This window comes from Vibrio sp. FF266 (assembly GCF_041439695.1).
Classification (GTDB): domain Bacteria; phylum Pseudomonadota; class Gammaproteobacteria; order Enterobacterales; family Vibrionaceae; genus Vibrio; species Vibrio tasmaniensis_A.
On the sequence record NZ_JBGOOO010000008.1, the window covers coordinates 132,727 to 153,417 of the forward strand.

Below are 20,691 nucleotides of genomic sequence, written 5' to 3' on the forward strand. Positions count from 1 at the left end.
TGTTTATATTAACGAGCAGACTGACTACTAGCATGCTGATCGTTAATGGGTATAGCAATCCGTGCAGTGACCACCTAAATGTCATAGGTTAAACATTCGGCGGCATTCCAATAAAAACGCTTGTCGATATTCATAAAGCGTGCAAATTATATACAATTATAGCTGTGAATGAAAGTGCATATTTAATAAATATCACATGAGAAACGATTACATTTGCAATGAATTCCTCATAAAAGTGAGATTTTACTCCAAATTTAATTTACACATTTAACGCTAAGATCTTGGAATTCCTTTGATAGTTGTACAGACCTTGCTTTTCCATTGGTAATTCATCAACAGTAATCTCATAAAAACCCTGTTCACGGAACCAATGAAGGCTGTGTGTGGTAAGAACAAAGATTTGGTCGATATCACGAGATTTGGACTGATGACGCATGTAATCAAGCAGTAACTGCCCACGGTTTCCATCTCGGTAGTCTGGGTGAATGGCCACGCAGGCCATCTCTGCCATGTGATCTTCTGGATAAGCGTACAGCGCAGCGCAACCAATGATCAGACCGTCTTTTTCGATGATAGTAAAACGATGGACTTCTTGTTCTAACTGCTCTCTTGAGCGACGAACAAGAATGCCTTGTTCTTCAAGAGGGCGAATGAGGTCAAAGATACCACCGATGTCATCAATCTGAGCTTGTCTGACTTGTTCGGCACTCGCCATGACCACTTGGGTTCCAATACCATCAAAAGAGAATAGCTCTTGGATCAATGCGCCATCGGCTTTGTAGCTGATCAAGTGACAACGAGGCACGCCTGCTCGGCAAGCGGAGATCGCTCCTTTCAAGAAGCGCAGTGTTCCGGTGCTCATGTCTTCGGCGGGGTTCTGGGATTCCGTTAAGCGTTCAAGAATTTGCTTGGCGTCTTTAGGGAAGAGTTCGGCGAGTACATTACCGCTTTCGTCAGTCACCCCTTGCTCAGAACAAAAGCCAATCAGTTTGTCGGCTTTCAAACGGATAGCAACTTGTGTCGCGACCTCTTCCGAAAGCAGGTTAAAGCTTTCGCCAGTGACTGAACTGGCAATCGGCCCAAGAAGGACGATGGAACCTTGGTCAAGGGTGCGATTGATCCCTTCGATGTCTATTCGACGAATGCGTCCACTGTGGCAGTAATCTGTACCATCATCGACGCCTAAGGGTTGAGCGGTAATGAAGTTACCACTCATAACATTGAGTTGAGTTCCTGCCATTGGGGTGTTGTTCAAACTCATTGAAAGACGAGCGGTGATCGCAAGTTGCAGTTGTCCAGCCGCCTGCATTGCAACACCTAAAGAATATTCATCTGTGACTCTAATATTTTTATGGTAAGGCGTATGGCAGTCTTGCTTCTCTAACAGTTGGTTGATCTGTGGTCTTGCCCCATGAACGAGAACAATCTTAACCCCAAGGCTATGAAGCAGGGCTATATCACTAATAATGTTGCCAAAGTTTCTATCGGCAACGGCTTCACCCCCCAACATAATCACCATGGTTTTACCACGGTGAGCATTTACATAAGGGGTCGATTGCCTAAAGCCTTTGACTAGCGCCGTACTTCTTAATTTCACAGAATAAGTCTTCCTTGTTTATTTATTCGATAATTTAGCATTTAAATTCAAATCTGAACAACAACTTTTTGGAATGAAGCGCAAACTATTCTCATCTAGGCTTCGTTTTATAAACTGTCTCAGTGTACAATGCGTACAGCATCCTTATGAGTCGTAAACGAATGCAAAAAAATCCAGTAAGAAAGAGTAAGATTGATGAGATCGCAAAAGGTCTCTACAGTGGAGCAGAGCAGCGCAACAAACCTAAATTGAGACGTAAGCTCATTGAACGCAGTTTAATGGTTTTAGCTTTGGTGGGTTCGTTTGCCGTCGCTTCCTTGTTCGCCGATGTGTTTTATAGAGTGCAAGATGCGATAACACCTAATAGTCAAATATATGGAACTTGGGTCGAGCAAGATGTCGCTCGTTATGCTGCGGACGAGTTTGTGCTGAGTGAAAATGGTGTGTCAGTGCGAGGCTCTGTTGTGTCGACTCATTTTGATTTTGATGGCAAGTACTTCGAATATAAGGCAGGCAATAAAACGTATCACTTTCGCCTAACGAATTCTGATAAAACAGAAATGATGCTTGTGTCGGATAATCACTATAATCCAGTCTTTCGCCTTAAAGGTTATATCGATAACTCAGTTCGATAGGTTATCTTACTGTAAACATTTACAATCTAAGATTGTGTTATCTGATCGTTTTTGTCATCCTCGATGCATAGAATATTTAGGATGACTCTTGTGATTAAAAAATGGCTTCCCCTTGTTGCTGCCTCTTTCTTATTTGGCTGTGCTCAACCCACTGATCTTGCCCAACAACACCTTGACGGTGAATTTCCCCGAACCTTGAATAAGGTCGATTTGGTTGAATCTAATAAACCAAGAGACTTCACCGCATTTGCAGAGCAAGCTGAGATGGTGGTTTCTAAATCCCCTTCGATGGCTAAAATCTATGAGCCGCTTTATCAGCAACTCAATGAATGGGCGGTGCTGAGTGGAGAGCCGAGTGAACTCGCTAATTTTGGCGTTCAAACTGCTCAATTAGGTGGTGGTGATAAACAAGGTAATGTTTTATTCACGGGTTACTTTTCTCCTGTAATGGAACTGCGACATGAAGCAAACGAAGAATACCGATTCCCTGTTTATGGGCTTCCAGAGTGTGATAAAGAGTGTCCAACACGCGAAGAGATCTACAACGGTGCATTAGAAGGCCAAGGTCTTGAATTAGGTTATTCAGCAAACCGTATCGACCCATTTATGATGGAAGTACAGGGCAGCGGCTTTGTGCATTTCGGAGATGATGACACGCTGCAGTATTTTGCATACGCGGGTAAGAACAATAAAGCTTACGTGAGTATTGGTCGTGTTTTGATCGAACGAGGTTTAGTGCCACGAGAAAAAATGTCATTGAAAGCTATCAAAGAGTGGGTATTGGCGAACGATCCTGAAGTGGTAAAAGAGCTGCTTGAGCAAAACCCATCTTTCGTCTTCTTTAGCGCGAGAGATGATCTATCCGTAATGGGTAGCGCTGGCATTCCTCTATTACCGATGGCGGCGGTAGCGGGCGATCGCTCTATCTTACCAATGGGAACACCTATCCTGGCTGAGGTTCCGTTACTGAATGCTGATGGTACTTGGAGCGGCGCGCACCAACTAAGACTACTATTGGTTTTAGATACCGGTGGTGCGGTTAAGCAAAACCATTTGGACCTCTACCATGGTATGGGCCCACGAGCAGGAACTGAAGCGGGTCATTACAAGCATTTTGGTCGGGTGTGGAAGCTGGGTCTAGATGGCAGCGCAACCGAAGCGCCTTGGGCTTTGCCTCCTGAAAAGGTCGAGTAAACAACAATAAAATGGGGCATTGAAAGCGAATCGCTAATCCCCTAGACTTTTAATTCAAGAGTGCGTATAAAACGCACTCTTTTCTTTTTCTCAGAAATAAATTGGCGGCAACAATGCGTGAATTGACCACTCCAGCTTCAGAAAACTATGACCAACGATTTGGTGGCACTCGTCGCCTGTATGGCAATAGTGAAGTCGATATACTTAGAGCAGCACACGTGTGTGTGATCGGTATTGGCGGTGTCGGTTCATGGGCGGTTGAAGCGCTTGCTCGTACTGGTTTAGGTGAGCTGACATTGATCGACATGGATGATGTGTGCGTGACCAACATTAACCGTCAAATCCATGCAATGTCAGGAACTGTCGGTAAGAGTAAAATCGAAGTGATGGCAGAGCGCGTTAAGCTGATTAACCCTGAGTGTAAAGTGAACCTGATCGACGACTTTATTGGTCCTGATAATCAGGCTGAATACCTATCGAAAGAGTTCGACTTTGTGCTCGATGCGATTGATAGCATGAAAGCTAAGGCTTCGCTGTTGGCGTATTGCCGTAGCAACAAAATTAAAGTGATCACCACCGGTGGCGCGGGTGGACAAATCGATCCGACTCAAATCAAAGTGGCTGATCTGACTAAAACGATTCAAGATCCGTTAGCGAAGAAATTGAAAGACACATTGCGTCGTCATCATAATTTCCCTAAGAATCCAGCGCGTAAGTTTGGTATCGATTGTGTGTTCTCGACTGAGCAACTTAAGTACCCACAAGCTGACGGCAGTGTATGTGCTGCGAAAGCAACCGCAGAAGGTCCAAAGCGAATGGATTGTGCGACGGGTTTTGGTGCAGCAACGGTTGTCACGGCTACCTTTGGTTTTGTGGCGGTTTCACGTATCGTAGAAAAGATCGTTCAAAAGCACGCTAAGTAACGTCTTCTTCTCAATTAACAATCGACTGGATATTAAAATGACCACATTCCCAAGCTTTCCATTCGGCAAAGAAATTACCAGTGATGATATTGTCGCAAAAATGCAGACTTTCAGCGGCTGGGAAGATCGTTATCGCCAGCTGATTCAGTGGGGTAAGAAACTGCCTAGCATGCCTGATGAACTGAAAAGTGAACAGGTTGTCGTATCTGGTTGTGAAAGCCAAGTGTGGTTGGTTTCTCAAAATATCGACGGTGTTTGGCGCTTTTGTGCTGATTCTGATGCGCGTATCGTTCGCGGTCTGATTGCATTAGTGATGGCTGCGTATGATGGAAAAACATCAGAGCAGATTCAAGCGTTCGATATCGATGGATACTTTGAACAAATCGGTTTAATTACCCATCTAAGCCCATCTCGCGGCAATGGATTAAAAGCGATTGTTGCTCAAATCCAAGAGCTAAGTGCTTAACATTTCTTAGATACACAGAAACAAAAAGGGTTGACGCTAAACGCCAACCCTACATAATTTCGCTACTCGCTACTCGCTACTCGCTACTCGCTACTCGCTACTCGCTACTCGCTACAGCATATCAACGGCTTTTTCTATCGCCGCTACGAGCTTTTCAACATCATCTAGATTGTTATAAATACCAAATGAAATACGAACCGTTCCTTTCACATTAAGTGCATCCATTAATGGGTGAGCACAGTGGTGTCCAGCACGTACTGCGATACCTTGTTGATCCAACAGGGTTGCAATATCTTGGTGGTGAACGCCATCCATCACAAAAGTAATCACACTTGCGTTGGGTTGATAACCCAATACCTGAATATCATCCAGTTTACTGAGTGCAAGATAAGTCTCGTGCTGTAGCTGGTGGATATGATTTTCGACATCTCGTTGAGCAAAATCACTTAACCATTCTATTGCGGTACTTAATGCTATCGCTCCTGCTACATTTGGCGTGCCCGCTTCAAACTTCCCCGGCAGTTCAGAAAACGTGGTGCCAGAGAAAGACACGCGCTCAACCATCTTGCCACCACCATGCCAAGGTGGCATCGCTTCGAGCAATTCAAGCTTGCCATAAAGCACCCCAATACCAGCTGGAGCATAGAGCTTATGCCCAGAGAACACGTAGAAATCAGCCCCTAAAGCAGCAACATCAACGGGCTCATGAACAATACCTTGCGCTCCATCGACCACAACAATCGCATTCATCTTGTGTGCTTTCTCAATAACTTGTTTAATGGGCTGGCGAGAACCCGTAACATTGGTTATCTGAGCCAGAGCAACAATCTTAGTTCGTTCATTCAAAAGGGCGTCAAACGCAACAACGTCAAAGTCACAATCTGATGTCATCGGTACTTTTACGACTTTCGCTCCGGTTTGTTCTGCCACAATTTGCCAAGGTACGATGTTGGCGTGATGCTCCATTTCGCTCACCAAAATCTCATCACCAGCTTGAAGCGTACTTCTTGCGTGCGTTTGAGCTATCAGGTTGAGTGCTTCGGTTGCACCGCGAGTCCAAATGATCTCTTTTGAAGAGCTTGCGCCGATAAACTGAGCGACCTTATCTCTGGCGGCTTCAAATTGACTGGTCGCGTTGGCTGTTAAGCTATGACTACCACGGTGAACATTGGCATTTTGTTTGGAGTAGTATTGGCTAATGGCATCAATAACCACCTGAGGTTTTTGTGTCGTTGCCGCGCTGTCTAAATAAATCAACGGTTGTTGATTGATGGTTTGTGATAGCGCAGGAAACTGCTCTCGGATGTGATTGATATCAAGCATCTATTCTTACCTAAAATCTTGGAAATTGTTGCTAGCGTTATGCTGAGCGGTATCGTTATTTTATCGCGACTTGTTAATCGTTGCTGACTAATCTTGATGATTCCAGCTATTTTCTCGTTCTTTAACCTGCGTAAACAGCTTTTGGTTAACAGGAACTTCTATCTGATGTTTGAGTGCTGTCTTTATTAGGTGTCCGGTAATGAAGTCGATCTCTGTCTTGCGCTCATAAAACATATCTTGCTGCATGGAAGAGTTGTTTTGAGCCGTGGCTTGAATAACGTGTTTTACGCTTGTTTCTAATTCGTCGAATGAACAAGTAATGCCTTCCGCCTGCATCACTTGCGTGAGTTCTTTAATTATAGAACTCAGAGCTCCGCTAAATCTTTTGTCAGCAAGCTCTCCGTTTTTGATTTGTTCCAGCCCAGTCAGTGGGTTGATCGCACAATTTATGGCGAGTTTAGCCCACAGCGCCGTTGTTATTTCTGGATTCCAACTCACGGCAGGGAAGGCATGTTCCAACACATCAACTAAAAAAGTGCACTGTTGCCCCTTTAGGTTAAAAGCACCCAATTGAGTTTGGCCGATTCCGGTGTGGGATACATTGTTGCTATTGGGTTTGAATGCTGCTTGAGTCGTGGTCGCCAATACTACAGGGTGAGCGTCAATTTGATTAGCAATGTTATCGACCGCTCCCATACCGTTGTGCATGAACATGAGAATAGTGTCAGGGTCTAGGTGTTGAAGCAGTGGAGTAGTTGCTTCTTCTACTTGCCAAGCTTTGACCGTGAAGATCATTAGGTCACTTTCTGATAGCTTCTCGATATTGTTGTTACTGAAGGAAAGTGAAGCTTGTCCATCAAGTGATAAGTCAATTGAGTGATCCGTGGAACGACTCCACAAAGCCACATTATGACCTGCTTGAAGCAGTTTTATTGCCCATAAAGAGCCTATAGCCCCAGGGCCAACAATAGTGATGTTCACAGCAATACCGAGATAAGAAAGTGGTGCTGCAAGGATAGCGAGGCATTAAATGAAAGCAATAAAAAATGGCACCCGAGGGTGCCATTTTGGAAACTTTCTTAGAAGTTCGATTAGAACTTGTAAGTTACTGCGAAGTAGTGACCTACGCCTGAAGTAGAGAACTGGCCGTATTGTGGGTTAGCACTATCAATTTGAGCACCATCTCTTAGACCGTATACATCTTGGTATAATTTAAGACCGTAACCTACAGCAAATTGGTCATTGTGCCAGTAAATACCATTGAACATAGCTCCGCCGTTGCTCGACTGGTTGTATGAACTATCACGACCAAACTCGTAATCGATGTAACCTTGGTAAGCAATGAATGAACCGTTATCGAAGTTTACGAATGGCTTAAACCAGTTTGTAGAAAATTGGTAACCGTTCCAATCTTTCGTATTTAGATCGTACGTAGCGTAAAGATTGAATTGCATTTTACCAAACCAAGGTACCATTACGTCTGAACCGATACCTGTTTTAGTTGCGTAACCACCGTCAGCTTTGCCATCGATAGTTGTGTAGTTTGCAACGTATAGTTCTTGTACTGGACCAAAAGAAAGGTCTTTACCAGTTAGGCCATCGATAGACATACGAGGCGCAAATTTAACAAACAGTTGATCGTCTTTTGCTTTATCGCTGCCGCTATCGTTAGTTAGGTTGAATACATCAATGTAACCGTAAAGATCGAAGATACCAGAGCGTCCACCAAACTCCATTTCAAGATAAGTATGATCTTTGTCTTGAGGCTTCTCATCGATAGTGTGCATGATATTAAACTGCATCCAGTTGTAATCATTCTTGTGAGTATCGCCGTCAGAATAATCAGCCGCCATTACTGGAGCAGAAGCTGCTGCAAGTAGGCCAAGAGTTAAAAGTGATTTACGCATAATGGAACTCTCTATGTTTGAAATAAGTAACCCGCTAATCCGTGCGTGTTTATATGTCCGAATGCCGAGCATAATAGCGATTTTGTTCTCAAATAAAAGTGAGACAGAGTGAAAACTATGATTATTATGGTGAGCGTGATCACACTAACGATCTAAATGATGGAACTTTAAAGTTGTTATGCATCTTGATGAGTCCCTACTTCTATTGATTTTGTGAAATTCGATTATTTTGTGTATAAATTGGTGAAATACCGCTCTAAGCAAACGATTCTACCAAAAATCGTGACATGCATATCAAAATCAACAGTATTCCTTTCCAAGGATTTTCGTGCTGAAAAGTGACTAAATCAAATCGCCCTCCATCCTGTATTTGATCTATTTTCGACCAACTTCGTAATGGTGTTGGAATCAATTGATGAACAATTCATGTGATGACTAGCCTGACTTTTAAATCTGTTTGTTTTTTCATCGCTGATAATATTGAGACCGTTCATTGCACCAAATTTGAGGCAACATTTAAAGATCTGCTCCTGAGCTTATCTGCTGTGTGACGAACTGGTCGAACTTTTTGGAGAGAAGACCAATGAAATATTCACCTATACTCGCTGTAGCGATGTCAGCCCTATTCATTGTAGGGTGTAATGATGACGATCAACCAACAACCCAGCTGCAAGCTGTTCACGCATCGCCAGATGCTCCACTAGCTAATGTGTTAGTTAATAGTCAGGCTCGTTGGACTGGGGTTGATTATGCTCAGGCATCTGGATATACCTCGGTCAATCAAGGCCAGACAACTCTACAGGTCGATGTTCAACTCCCTGGAGATGGTGTGGCGACAGTGATTCCGCCAAGCCAGTTCGATTTAAGCGGTGATTTAGATTACACGGTGATGGTGGTCGGTGATGCTGACGGTTCCAACAACCCAGTTGAGGCTCTCGTTGTGACACGACCTGCAGCAGGCACGGCGACGAGTTCGAGTTTGGATGTGCAAGTTGTTCACGCGGCAACTGGAGTTGGTGATGTGAATCTATACGTTACAGCACCGAATGATCCTCTAGGCGCACCGATTGGAACTTTGGGATACAAAGGATTTACCGATGTGCTCAATATTCCTGCTGGTCAATATCGTGTGAGATTAGAAACCGTGAGTGGAAGTGCTATCGCGTTTGATTCAGGATAGATCACTCTCCCTCCTGGTAGCGAGCTGACCATTGCAGCCGTGCCAAGAGCGGATTCAACCAGTACGTCTCCGGTGAAGCTGATGGTAATGGATGGCAAAAGTTCATCTATAATTTACGACATGGCAGAATCTGCAGAAGTGAGAGTAGGGCATTTAGTTGATGGTGCACCCTCTGTGGATGTGTTTGTAAACTCGGCTAAGTTTGCTCCTCTTGATGCTCTAATGTTTAAAGAAGTTCGTGGCTTCTTAGATTTGGCAGCAGGCAGTTACGATATCGATATTTATGAAACAGCAACCACCTCTCCAACATTCATTGATGTTGACGGTTTAGCGGTGTTTGCCGGAATGGATTACAGTATCTATGCCGTGGGGACGGTAAGTCCTTTCAATTTGGAAGCGCTAGTTGTTCCAGAAAATCGACGCTCTGTTGCAACCAGTGCAGTATTGAACATTACTCATGCTGCAGCTAATCCAATTGCAGCTTCGGTTGATATTTATTTAACCGAGAACGTGGGAATTTCTGGAAGTACGCCTGCGTTGAGTAATGTGAAATTCAAAGACTTCGCGAATGGTATTTATGTAGCTGCGGGAACTTACTATGTGACGATTACGGTGGCTGGCGATCCATCTACTGTTGCTATTGACTCCGCGCCTGCGACCTTAGTTAACGGTGTTGTGTATCAAGTAGTGGCGATTGATGATTCGATGGGAACGGGATTTAACTTAATAGTAAGTGAAACTACAGATTAATCCGTTAAGCGTCTGCAAATAGAAAATAGAAAATAGAAAAGAGAAGAGGGTAGCTCAATGCTCCCCTCTTCTCTTTTGCTTTCTTTTTCTTTTATTCGTGGTTGTTTTTCGCTTTTTCTAATAAATCAGTGAAAAAGTGGCGTAACGAATAGAGCATGATCAAACTCGGAATCACCATTAATGACGTCAGTATAAAGAAGGTTGACCAATCATTGAGGTAATCGACGAGCTCGCCACTGAATGAAGCCAGTGTTGTTCTACCGAAATTGCCTAAGGATGCTAATAAGGCATATTGCGTCGCTGAGAAAGCTTGACCAGTCAGTAAGGTTAAGAAAGAGACAAATGCTACCGTCGAAAAGGCGGTTGTGAAGTTGTCGACAATGATAGTTGCCAAGAACAGAGTTTCACTAGGGCCAGCCTGAGCGATCCAAGCAAACATTAGGTTGCTGGCTGCCATTGCGATGCCACCAATCATTAGTCCGCGTACAATACCGAATTTCACATTGAAGATACTGCCGAGCAAGGTGAAGAATATCGTCGCGCCCCAACCGATTAACTTAGAGTAGTGGCCAATCTGTTCATTGCTAAAGCCTATCTCTTTATAGAAGGTGATTGACATTCTACCCAAGAAGGCTTCACCTATCTTAAATAGGAACACAAACAGTAGAAGGGTGATGGCAACTTGAACTCCGTTTCGTTTGAAGAAATCATAAAACGGTTCTAGCACTGTAACGCTGAACCAAGCGACGACTTTTGAACCCACAACTCTGTTGTGACGTTGTTGTGCTTGCTCTTGTAATGCTTCACGTTGTGTATTGGGTTCTCCGACAAAAAGAGTAAACAGCATTAACACGACAACCACACCAGCCATACCGTAATACACACCATTCCAACCGATTGAGTCAGCATTGATAAAAGCAAGATAACCTGGAAGAGAATAGCCAGTCCACCATCCCATCACGGCCATTGCGGATGCTTGTGGCAACTTTGATGCTTCCGATTTTGGAAATGAATCAATACGGAAGGCATCTATTGCGACATCTTGAGTTGCTGAGGCGATAGCTATTCCGAGAGCAAGCATAGAGGTGAACATCAAGTCATTGGCTGGGTTTACTCCAGCAATGAACAGGGTACAGATCAATACCAAGCTTTGGCACAAGAATATCCAACTGCGTCGTTGGCCTAATATCGCGTGTAAAACTGGCAGTTTGACTCGGTCTACCAACGGTGCCCATAAAAAGTTAATAGCATAGACAGCAAACACACTGCCGAAATAACCGATCGCAGCACGAGTTAAACCGGCATCTTTTAGCCAACCAGACATGTTGGATCCAATCAGAACCCATGGGAAGCCACTCGAACAACCGAGCATAAACACCCAAAGTAGACGTTTGTCTAAGTAGCTGCGGAAAGTTTGCATCCAAGAAAGAGAGGGGGTGCCTGATGACATGGGGCGTCCTTGTATAGAAAACGCCCTTAAGAATAAGGGCGTTACATTGGATTACTTAAGAAGGGTCACTTTAGTGATGACGATTGGGTCGACAGGAATGTCTGACATGCGGCCCATTCGCTTGGTTGGAATTGTTGCCATCTTCTGAACAACGTCAAAACCATCGGTTACTTTACCAAACACAGCGTAACCAGGATTACCGCCTTTCGCGTTTAAGAAATCGTTGTCTGCAAAGTTAATGAAGAACTGGCGAGTTGCAGAATCTGGTGCATTGGTGCGAGCCATTGCGATCGTTGCAGTATCATTCTTCAGGCCATTGCTGCCTTCATTTTTGATAGGCGCATAAGTTGCTAATTGCTTCATATCTTGATCGAAGCCACCACCCTGAGCCATAAAGCCCGGGATCACACGGTGAAACTGAGTGCCTTCGTAGCTACCGTCAGCAACATATTTCAGAAAGTTATCAACACTAACCGGTGCTTGCTCTTGGTTTAGCTCGATAGTGAAGCCGCCTAATGTTGTTTCTACGTTCACTTTAGGACCAGCCCAAACGCTCACGCTCACCAGCATCAATGCGATAGAAGATAGAATGCGCCCCATTAGAAACGTTCCTTCATGTAAGTTTGCAGCTCTTGGTCATTGGCAATCTCTTTAAGAACTAAGTCGATAACATCGTTTAGTACCATTGCGATATCGTCATTTGATGCACTTAATGCACCTGTGCGAGTTGCTGTACCATTGAATGTCTTAACTAGCTTGCCTTCAGGCGTTTCAGCGGTTACTTCAAGAGTTACTTTACCATCCATTTGGTTTTCCATGATGGTGTGCTTGACGGTAACAAGCGCTTCTTGAATCTCTAAAACAATTGAGTTTTCACTGTTAACGCTTGCACGAAAACCTTGAGACTCCAATTGTTGAGCAATAGCGTTTTCTAGAGAAATACGCATGTTTTGCTTAGCGTGAATTGGCTGAATGTTTGAACGGCCACTATCAACCAATGCAACATATTGAGCGGCACGAACATCTTTACTGGTTAGTGTGTATGTTTTGCCTTGTACAAGGTTGCTTGAGCTTAGTGAAGCTTCTGGCATTACGTTGATCTGTTCTTGCTGAGGGGCTGAACATGCTGTCAAAGCCAAAATAGAAGCAGCCAAAATCAGTTTTTTCATTCCTTTATCCTTTCTAAATTCACACCAGGAGCTCGGTATCTTAAATTCTTGTGACGTCGTTTCTGCTTATTTATTAAAATTCGCAGGTTCTCTTGTTGCTTGTAATATCTCAAATTTCTGGTTTAGTTCAAGCGTTTCAACGTTTGCTTCACCAAATAGTCTTGCTAGTTTGACATCGTATCCGAGGTGTCGGTTACCAATAACAATTAATTTGCCTCCGTTGCTAAGAACATGCTTTGCATCACAGAACATTTGCCATGCAATGTGATCTGTAATCGCTTGTTGTTGGTGGAACGGAGGGTTACACATAACTAAGTAAGTGCTGTTTTTCTTAAAACCATCTAAACAGTTATTGGCGATGAACTGGAAATTACCTTCTTCGCCAAGGTTATCCTTAATATTTTGGCGCGCTGATTCCACTGCCATAAAGCTTTCATCAACACAGGTGATACGCGCTTGTGGGTTTAATTGCCCAGCTTTTACACTCAATACACCGTTGCCACAACCTAGGTCGATAATATGACGCAGTTCAGGATCTTGAGGGATGTGCTCTAGCATATAGCGAGCGCCTTGATCGAGTGCCTCGCCTGAGTAAACGTTCGGTAAATTTTTCAGGCGAATATCTTCACCGTCTACATCCCATTCAACAAAAGGCTCGACCGTTTGAATCGGCTGACAATTTGGTGAAGAGATAACCAAGCGATGTTTCTTCTTCGCTAGAGAAGTTTTGGTTTCACCTAGGTATTTTTCGAAAATATTAAGTGTAGATGTGTGGATGTCTTTTACTTTGTTTACACCGATGACTTGGCAGCCTTCTGGCAACGCTTGGCGTAGTTGGCTCAATTGCCATACTAGATGACGGTTTGTTTTCGGTAGTTGCATGATCACAAGATCGATACCGTGTGGGATATCATCCATCGTATTCAGGAAGTTCACACGGTTACTTTGATTGCGCTGCAAGTTTTTTAGCGCACCGCGATGAGAGATAAACGAGTCGCTCATCATGGTCACGTCATGATCTTTGGAGAACCAAGCGGATAGGGCGCCAAAACTGTCGTTCATGATCAGGATGTGTTTACCAGGTTCAAGATTCATCTCTTCAACGTGACTAATAATGTATTCGTCGCCCGCATCCCAAGCTTGAAGGGTTTCATTTGAACGGTTGGGGAAACGATGTAAGGTCAAAGTTCTATCGAGAAGAGTAAGTTCGGTTTTCATAGCTTGAGATACTTATGTAAGAAATAACAAAGATATTGTCTCAAATGCAGCCTGAACAAGATAGAAAAAACTCAACCAAACCTAAGTCGTTCGTTATGAAATACTCAGACAGTCGACCAGTTAGGGTTTATACTTCCCCCACAGATAATGCCAATACGTTATTAAGGAATCATAATGATCCAAGAAGTTATCGAAACAAAATTGCACAATGAGTTTTCACCAAGTCATTTAAACGTGGTCAATGAGAGCTACATGCACAATGTTCCGGCTGGTTCTGAGAGTCATTTTAAAGTGATTGTTGTCAGCGATGCGTTTGAAGGCTTGCGCCTTATTGGTCGTCATCGAGCGGTAAATAAAGCACTTTCAGAAGAGCTAGCGAATAATATTCACGCACTATCTATTCACACTTATACAAAAGATGAATGGATGAAGCAACTCGATAACGTGCCAGACAGCCCTATGTGTATGGGCGGTGGTAAGTAATAAAACTAACTGATAGAAGAGGTGGCTATGCTGCCTTTTTTATCGCCAGGCTGATGTGTTTTTAGGGTTTATATCACTCAAATTGATGTCAAATTAGGCGTCTTTAAATACCCACAATGAGTAATGTTTTTATTAACAGTGTTTCAACATAACTCGTAAAATATTAGTTTGTGACAGAGTATTAATCTCTTGTTTAAAACACGATTCAAAAGCCATTTTATCTGTGCGGCTCGTCAAATTTATACATATTTGAGAGTCCATATGCTTCAAATCTCACCAAATTAAGGCCGTATTCAAGTTATTGGTCATGGCATCAAGTTGTCAAAAAATGCTAGAATACGGCACCTGATAAATCTCACATAATCTTTGTGATGAGTTTATTAATGTAATGTTGCGATTTTGGTATCTCTAATTTACCAAAACCGGACACTGTAATGTCGTGTCTAAGGGCGATTTTAAAACGTCCCGAATTTACGCAATTAAAAGAATCTTTTTCCCGATAAAGTAGTGCAAGTGCGTATGATTACAATAAAGAAGGGTTTGGATCTTCCTATCGCAGGAACTCCATCCCAGGTGATTAATGATGGTAAGTCCATCACTAAAGTCGCCTTGCTTGGCGAAGAGTACGTTGGTATGCGTCCTACGATGCATGCTCGCGTTGGTGATGAAGTGAAGAAAGGCCAAGTTCTTTTTGCAGATAAAAAGAACCCAGGTGTTGTATTTACTTCTCCAGCAAGCGGTAAAGTTATTGAAGTGAACCGTGGTGCTAAGCGTGTTCTTCAATCAGTAGTGATTGAAGTAGCAGGCAATGAGCAAATCACGTTCAATAGCTATGAAGCTAACCAACTAGTAAGTCTTGACCGTGAAACGGTTAAAACTCAGTTAGTTGAGTCTGGCGCATGGACCGCTTTGCGAACTCGTCCGTTCAGCAAGGTTCCAGCAGTTGATTCTGAAACTCAGGCTATTTTCGTTACTGCTATGGATACTAATCCGCTAGCAGCTGAGCCAGAATTAATCATTAACGAGCAGTCTGATGCTTTCGTTGCTGGTTTAGATCTTCTTTCAACTCTGACTAACGGTAAAGTGTACGTTTGTAAAAAAGGTACTAGCTTACCTCGTTCAGCTCAGTCTAACGTTGAAGAACATGTTTTTGATGGCCCACACCCTGCAGGTCTTGCAGGCACGCATATGCATTACCTATATCCGGTAAATGCACAAAATGTAGCGTGGAGCATTAACTACCAAGATGTTATCGCATTCGGTAAGCTTTTCCTTACTGGTGAGATTTACTCTGAGCGTGTTGTTTCTCTGGCTGGTCCAGTGGTGAATAACCCACGTCTAGTTCGTACTCAAATTGGTGCTAGCCTTGAAGAGTTGACAGACAGCGAGTTAATGCCAGGCGAAGTTCGTGTGATTTCTGGTTCTGTACTTACGGGTACTGAAGCAACAGGTCCACATGCTTTCCTTGGTCGTTACCATCAGCAAGTTTCTGTTCTACGTGAAGGTCGTGATAAAGAGCTATTCGGCTGGGCTATGCCTGGTAAGAACAAGTTCTCTGTTACTCGTTCATTCCTTGGTCACCTGTTTAAAGGTCAGTTGTTCAACATGACAACGACGACAAACGGTAGTGACCGCTCAATGGTTCCAATTGGTAACTACGAGCGCGTAATGCCTCTAGATATGGAACCTACATTGCTGCTTCGTGATCTATGTGCAGGCGACATTGATAGTGCTCAAGCACTTGGTGCGCTAGAACTAGACGAAGAAGATGTAGCATTGTGTACCTTTGTATGTCCAGGTAAGTACGAGTACGGTCAACTACTTCGTGAATGCCTAGATACGATTGAGAAGGAAGGGTAATTTTCATGGGCCTTAAAAAGTTTCTTGAAGACATCGAGCATCATTTTGAGCCAGGTGGTAAACACGAGAAGTGGTTTGCGCTTTACGAAGCAGCAGCGACAGTGTTTTACACGCCCGGTCTTATCACAAAGAAAAGCTCACACGTTCGTGATAGCGTTGATTTAAAACGTATCATGATCATGGTTTGGTTCGCGGTATTCCCAGCAATGTTCTGGGGTATGTACAACGCGGGTGGCCAAGCTATCGCTGCACTTAACCATATGTACGCAGGCGCTGAATTAGTTTCTGTTATCGATGGTAACTGGCACTACTGGCTAACCGAAATGCTTGGAGCCTCCTTAGGGCCCGATGCTGGTGTTGGCAGCAAGATGCTACTTGGTGCGACATACTTCCTACCTATCTACGCAACGGTATTCATCGTAGGTGGTTTCTGGGAAGTTCTGTTCTGTATGGTGCGTAAGCACGAAGTAAACGAAGGTTTCTTTGTTACTTCTATCTTATTCGCGCTTATCGTTCCGCCAACACTTCCTCTATGGCAAGCAGCACTAGGTATTACCTTCGGTGTTGTTGTAGCGAAAGAGATCTTCGGTGGTACGGGTCGTAACTTCCTGAACCCTGCACTTGCTGGCCGTGCGTTCCTATTCTTTGCATACCCTGCACAGATTTCAGGTGACGTAGTTTGGACTGCTGCAGATGGTTTCTCTGGTGCAACTGCTCTTAGCCAGTGGGCTCAAGGCGGCGGTAGTGCACTAATGAACGTAACATCAGGTGAAGCAATCACTTGGATGGACGCATTCATTGGTAACATCCCAGGTTCTATCGGTGAAGTATCGACTCTAGCACTTATGATTGGTGCTGCGATGATCGTTTACATGCGTATCGCTTCATGGCGTATCATTGCCGGTGTAATGATCGGTATGATTGTTGTGTCTACGTTGTTCAACGTGATCGGTTCTGATACTAACGCAATGTTCAGCATGCCTTGGCATTGGCACCTAGTTCTAGGTGGCTTCGCATTCGGTATGTTCTTCATGGCGACAGACCCAGTATCAGCTTCATTTACCAATAAAGGTAAGTGGTGGTACGGCATCCTAATCGGCGCAATGTGTGTAATGATTCGTGTAGTTAACCCTGCATACCCAGAAGGCATGATGCTTGCGATTCTATTCGCAAACCTATTTGCTCCTCTGTTTGACCACGTTGTAATCGAGAAGAACATTAAGCGGAGACTAGCGCGCTATGGCAAGTAATAACGATAGCATTAAAAAGACGCTGTTTGTTGTTATCGCATTGAGCCTAGTGTGCTCAATCATCGTTTCAACAGCTGCAGTTGTTCTTAAACCTAAGCAGCAAGCTAACGCAGTTCTGGATCAGCAAACTAAGATCCTTGAAGTTGCGGGTATTGAGCTTGCAGGTGATATCCCAGCACTCTACGCAGAGAACATCGAACCTCGTCTAGTTGATTTCGCTACTGGCGATTTCGTTGACGGCGATGCTGCTGCATACGACCAACGTAAAGCGGCAAAAGATCCAGCTCAGTCAATCAAGCTTTCAGCTGAAGATGACATCGCTAAGATCATTCGTCGTGCTAACACGGGTACTGTATACCTAGTGAAAGATGGCGCTGAGACTTCTAAAGTTATCATCCCTGTTCACGGTAACGGCCTTTGGTCAATGATGTACGCATTCGTTGCGGTAGAAACTGATGGCAACACAGTTTCTGGTATCACTTACTACGAGCAAGGTGAAACTCCTGGACTTGGTGGTGAAGTTGAGAACCCAACTTGGCGCGCTCAATTCGTTGGTAAGAAATTATTCGACGAAAACCACAAACCTGCTATTCAGGTTGTTAAAGGTGGCGCTCCTCAAGGTTCTGAGCACGGTGTAGATGGCCTTTCTGGTGCAACACTGACTAGCGTTGGTGTTCAACATACATTTGACTTCTGGTTAGGTGATATGGGCTTTGGTCCGTTCCTAGCAAAAGTTCGTGACGGAGGTCTGAACTAATGTCTAGTGCAAAAGAAATTAAAAAGAGCATCTTAGCGCCGGTGTTGGATAACAACCCAATCGCGCTACAGGTTCTTGGTGTGTGTTCTGCTCTTGCGGTAACCACTAAGCTAGAAACAGCATTTGTTATGACTATCGCGGTAATGTTCGTTACTGCTCTGTCTAACTTCTTCGTTTCTTTAATCCGTAACCACATTCCTAACAGTGTGCGTATCATCGTTCAGATGGCAATTATCGCATCATTAGTAATCGTGGTAGACCAAGTGCTTAAAGCATACCTATACGATATCTCTAAACAGCTATCTGTATTCGTTGGCCTAATCATTACTAACTGTATTGTAATGGGTCGTGCTGAAGCATTCGCAATGAAGTCTGCGCCAATCCCATCGTTTATCGACGGTCTTGGTAACGGTCTTGGTTACGGTTTCGTTCTTATCACTGTTGGTTTCTTCCGTGAGCTTCTAGGCTCTGGCAAACTATTTGGTATGGAAGTACTACCTCTAGTGAGCAACGGTGGTTGGTATCAGCCAAACGGCTTGATGCTTCTAGCACCTTCAGCATTCTTCCTAATTGGTTTCTTGATTTGGGCAATTCGTGTGTTCAAACCAGAACAAGTAGAAGCGAAGGGGTAAGGTAGTCATGGAACATTATATTAGTCTGCTAGTTAAATCGATTTTCATCGAAAACATGGCGCTTTCTTTCTTCCTAGGTATGTGTACGTTCCTAGCGGTATCTAAGAAAGTTAAAACTTCTTTTGGTCTTGGTGTTGCGGTAGTTGTAGTACTTACAATTGCTGTTCCTGTAAACAACCTTGTTTACACACACATCCTGAAAGAAAACGCGCTTGTTGAAGGTGTCGATTTAAGTTTCCTTAACTTCATCGCATTCATCGGTGTTATCGCGGCACTTGTACAAATCCTAGAGATGGTTTTAGACCGTTTCTTCCCACCTTTGTACAACGCACTAGGTATCTTCCTTCCACTGATCACAGTTAACTGTGCAATCTTTGGTGGTGTATCTTTCATGGTAACGCGTGACTACAACTTTGCTGAATCTGTTGTTTACGGCTTCGGTTCTGGTGTGGGTTGGATGTTAGCTATCGTTGCTCTTGCGGGTATCCGTGAGAAGATGAAGTACTCTGACGTACCTCCAGGTCTTCGTGGCCTTGGTATCACGTTCATTACTGTTGGTCTGATGGCGTTAGGCTTTATGTCTTTCTCTGGTGTTCAACTGTAGGGTAAGCACCCAGTAATAAGGAATAACAAATGCAAAGCATTATTCTTGGCGTAGCGATGTTTACCATTATTGTATTGGCTCTAGTACTAGTGATTCTTTTCGCTAAGTCTAAGCTAGTACCATCAGGTGACATCACTATTGCTGTAAACGGCGACCCTGAAAAGGCGATCGTTACTCAGCCTGGTAGCAAGCTACTTGGTGCCCTAGCTGGCGCTGGTATCTTCGTATCTTCTGCTTGTGGTGGCGGTGGCTCTTGTGGTCAGTGTCGTGTAAAAGTTAAGTCTGGTGGTGGCGACATCCTTCCAACTGAACTTGACCACATCACAAAAGGTGAAGCTCGCGAAGGCGAACGTCTTGCATGTCAAGTTGCTATGAAAACTGACATGGAGATTGAACTAGACGAAGATATCTTTGGTGTGAAGAAGTGGGAATGTACTGTTATCTCTAACGATAACGAAGCTACTTTCATCAAAGAACTTGCACTAGCAATCCCTGAAGGTGAAGAAGTTCCGTTCCGCGCGGGTGGTTACATTCAGATTGAAGCTGAACCACATCACGTGAAATACGCAGATTACGATATTCCTGAGGAATACCGCGGTGACTGGGATAAGTTCAACTTGTTCCGTTACGAGTCTATCGTTAAAGAGCATTCGATCCGTGCTTACTCTATGGCTTCATACCCAGAAGAGAAAGGCATCATCAAGCTTAACGTGCGTATCGCAACTCCGCCGCCAAACAACCCTGACGTAGCTCCTGGTGTGATGTCTTCATACATCTGGTCTCTTAAAGAAGGCGACAAATGTACTATTTCTGGTCCATTTGGTGAGTTCTTTGCTAAAGACACAGACAATGAAATGGTATTCATCGGTGGTGGTGCAGGTATGGCGCCAATGCGTTCACATATCTTCGACCAACTTAAGCGTCTTAACTCTACTCGTAAGATGTCTTACTGGTACGGTGCACGTTCTAAGCGTGAGATGTTCTACATTGAAGACTTCGACGGCCTAGCGGCTGCAAACGAAAACTTCGTGTGGCATTGTGCTCTGTCTGATCCTCAACCTGAGGACAACTGGGACGGTTACACTGGTTTCATCCACAACGTATTGTACGAAAACTACCTGAAGGATCACGAAGCTCCTGAAGACTGTGAGTACTACATGTGTGGTCCACCAATGATGAACGCGGCTGTGATCGGCATGCTGAAAGATCTTGGTGTAGAAGATGAAAACATCCTACTAGATGACTTCGGTGGTTAATCCATTTAAGTGATTGATATTATGGCTGACTCTTACG

General features: G+C 43.9%; 19 protein-coding genes and 1 pseudogene. 12 read left to right on the top strand and 8 right to left on the bottom strand.

Going from position 1 to position 20,691, the window contains the following annotated elements:
- Positions 1–259: 259 nt before the first annotated feature.
- Complete coding sequence (gene argA, locus ACED59_RS09000) at positions 260–1,597, bottom strand: amino-acid N-acetyltransferase (RefSeq protein WP_009848357.1); 1,338 nt, start codon at positions 1,595–1,597, stop codon at positions 260–262.
- A 161-nt stretch (positions 1,598–1,758) separates the two neighbouring features.
- On the opposite strand from argA, the gene ACED59_RS09005 reads away from it, so the two are divergent.
- The 4 genes from ACED59_RS09005 to csdE all read left to right on the top strand — a co-directional run bounded on the left by ACED59_RS09005 (position 1,759) and on the right by csdE (position 4,815).
- Positions 1,759–2,232, top strand: a complete 474-nt coding sequence (locus tag ACED59_RS09005; protein ID WP_009848358.1) for a DUF2850 domain-containing protein — start codon at positions 1,759–1,761, stop codon at positions 2,230–2,232.
- Positions 2,233–2,313: 81 nt separating this feature from the next.
- On the top strand, positions 2,314–3,426 hold the full coding sequence (gene mltA / locus ACED59_RS09010; RefSeq protein WP_009848359.1) for a murein transglycosylase A: 1,113 nt from the start codon (positions 2,314–2,316) through the stop codon (positions 3,424–3,426).
- 113 nt (positions 3,427–3,539) lie between these two features.
- Complete coding sequence (gene tcdA, locus ACED59_RS09015) at positions 3,540–4,349, top strand: tRNA cyclic N6-threonylcarbamoyladenosine(37) synthase TcdA (protein WP_009848360.1); 810 nt, start codon at positions 3,540–3,542, stop codon at positions 4,347–4,349.
- A 37-nt stretch (positions 4,350–4,386) separates the two neighbouring features.
- Complete coding sequence (gene csdE / locus ACED59_RS09020) at positions 4,387–4,815, top strand: cysteine desulfurase sulfur acceptor subunit CsdE (protein ID WP_017098025.1); 429 nt, start codon at positions 4,387–4,389, stop codon at positions 4,813–4,815.
- A 111-nt stretch (positions 4,816–4,926) separates the two neighbouring features.
- Here csdE and csdA read toward each other — a convergent pair whose 3' ends face one another.
- The 3 genes from csdA to ACED59_RS09035 all read right to left on the bottom strand — a co-directional run bounded on the left by csdA (position 4,927) and on the right by ACED59_RS09035 (position 8,117).
- On the bottom strand, positions 4,927–6,138 hold the full coding sequence (csdA, locus tag ACED59_RS09025; protein ID WP_017098024.1) for a cysteine desulfurase CsdA: 1,212 nt from the start codon (positions 6,136–6,138) through the stop codon (positions 4,927–4,929).
- Positions 6,139–6,225: 87 nt separating this feature from the next.
- Positions 6,226–7,119, bottom strand: a complete 894-nt coding sequence (gene panE, locus ACED59_RS09030) for a 2-dehydropantoate 2-reductase (RefSeq protein ID WP_017098023.1) — start codon at positions 7,117–7,119, stop codon at positions 6,226–6,228.
- Between the two features lie 110 nt (positions 7,120–7,229).
- A complete protein-coding gene (locus tag ACED59_RS09035) occupies positions 7,230–8,117 on the bottom strand; it encodes an outer membrane protein OmpK (RefSeq protein ID WP_012603361.1) in 888 nt (295 codons plus the stop codon).
- 511 nt (positions 8,118–8,628) lie between these two features.
- Here ACED59_RS09035 and ACED59_RS09040 point away from each other — a divergent pair.
- Positions 8,629–9,975: pseudogene (locus ACED59_RS09040) on the top strand (DUF4397 domain-containing protein).
- 91 nt (positions 9,976–10,066) lie between these two features.
- Here the strand turns inward: ACED59_RS09040 and ACED59_RS09045 are convergent.
- From ACED59_RS09045 to ACED59_RS09060, 4 genes are all read right to left on the bottom strand, one after another.
- Positions 10,067–11,425, bottom strand: a complete 1,359-nt coding sequence (locus tag ACED59_RS09045) for an MFS transporter (protein WP_012603364.1) — start codon at positions 11,423–11,425, stop codon at positions 10,067–10,069.
- 51 nt (positions 11,426–11,476) lie between these two features.
- Positions 11,477–12,025 (bottom strand): peptidylprolyl isomerase, encoded by a 549-nt coding sequence (locus tag ACED59_RS09050; RefSeq protein ID WP_009848367.1) that lies wholly within the window; start codon positions 12,023–12,025, stop codon positions 11,477–11,479.
- Positions 12,025–12,594: a YajG family lipoprotein gene (locus tag ACED59_RS09055; RefSeq protein ID WP_009848368.1), complete on the bottom strand. Its 570-nt coding sequence runs from the start codon at positions 12,592–12,594 to the stop codon at positions 12,025–12,027. The genes ACED59_RS09050 and ACED59_RS09055 overlap by 1 nt, the downstream gene beginning before the upstream one ends.
- A 66-nt stretch (positions 12,595–12,660) precedes the next feature.
- Positions 12,661–13,812, bottom strand: a complete 1,152-nt coding sequence (locus ACED59_RS09060; protein ID WP_017098022.1) for a class I SAM-dependent methyltransferase — start codon at positions 13,810–13,812, stop codon at positions 12,661–12,663.
- Positions 13,813–13,986: 174 nt separating this feature from the next.
- Between ACED59_RS09060 and bolA the strand changes: the two genes are divergently transcribed.
- From bolA to nqrF, 7 genes are all read left to right on the top strand, one after another.
- Complete coding sequence (bolA, locus tag ACED59_RS09065) at positions 13,987–14,295, top strand: transcriptional regulator BolA (RefSeq protein WP_009848370.1); 309 nt, start codon at positions 13,987–13,989, stop codon at positions 14,293–14,295.
- Positions 14,296–14,814: 519 nt separating this feature from the next.
- On the top strand, positions 14,815–16,155 hold the full coding sequence (locus tag ACED59_RS09070) for a Na(+)-translocating NADH-quinone reductase subunit A (RefSeq protein WP_009848371.1): 1,341 nt from the start codon (positions 14,815–14,817) through the stop codon (positions 16,153–16,155).
- 5 nt (positions 16,156–16,160) lie between these two features.
- The gene (locus ACED59_RS09075) at positions 16,161–17,405 is read left to right on the top strand and encodes an NADH:ubiquinone reductase (Na(+)-transporting) subunit B (protein WP_017098021.1); all 1,245 of its coding nucleotides are present in this window, start codon (positions 16,161–16,163) and stop codon (positions 17,403–17,405) included.
- On the top strand, positions 17,395–18,162 hold the full coding sequence (locus ACED59_RS09080) for a Na(+)-translocating NADH-quinone reductase subunit C (protein WP_017098020.1): 768 nt from the start codon (positions 17,395–17,397) through the stop codon (positions 18,160–18,162). The genes ACED59_RS09075 and ACED59_RS09080 overlap by 11 nt, the downstream gene beginning before the upstream one ends.
- Positions 18,162–18,794, top strand: coding sequence for an NADH:ubiquinone reductase (Na(+)-transporting) subunit D (locus ACED59_RS09085; RefSeq protein WP_004735210.1), 633 nt, complete (start codon positions 18,162–18,164; stop codon positions 18,792–18,794). Before ACED59_RS09080 ends, ACED59_RS09085 begins: the two co-directional genes overlap by 1 nt.
- A gap of 7 nt (positions 18,795–18,801) precedes the next feature.
- Positions 18,802–19,398 (top strand): NADH:ubiquinone reductase (Na(+)-transporting) subunit E, encoded by a 597-nt coding sequence (gene nqrE, locus ACED59_RS09090; RefSeq protein ID WP_009848375.1) that lies wholly within the window; start codon positions 18,802–18,804, stop codon positions 19,396–19,398.
- Between the two features lie 29 nt (positions 19,399–19,427).
- Complete coding sequence (nqrF, locus tag ACED59_RS09095) at positions 19,428–20,654, top strand: NADH:ubiquinone reductase (Na(+)-transporting) subunit F (protein WP_009848376.1); 1,227 nt, start codon at positions 19,428–19,430, stop codon at positions 20,652–20,654.
- Positions 20,655–20,691: the final 37 nt, after the last annotated feature.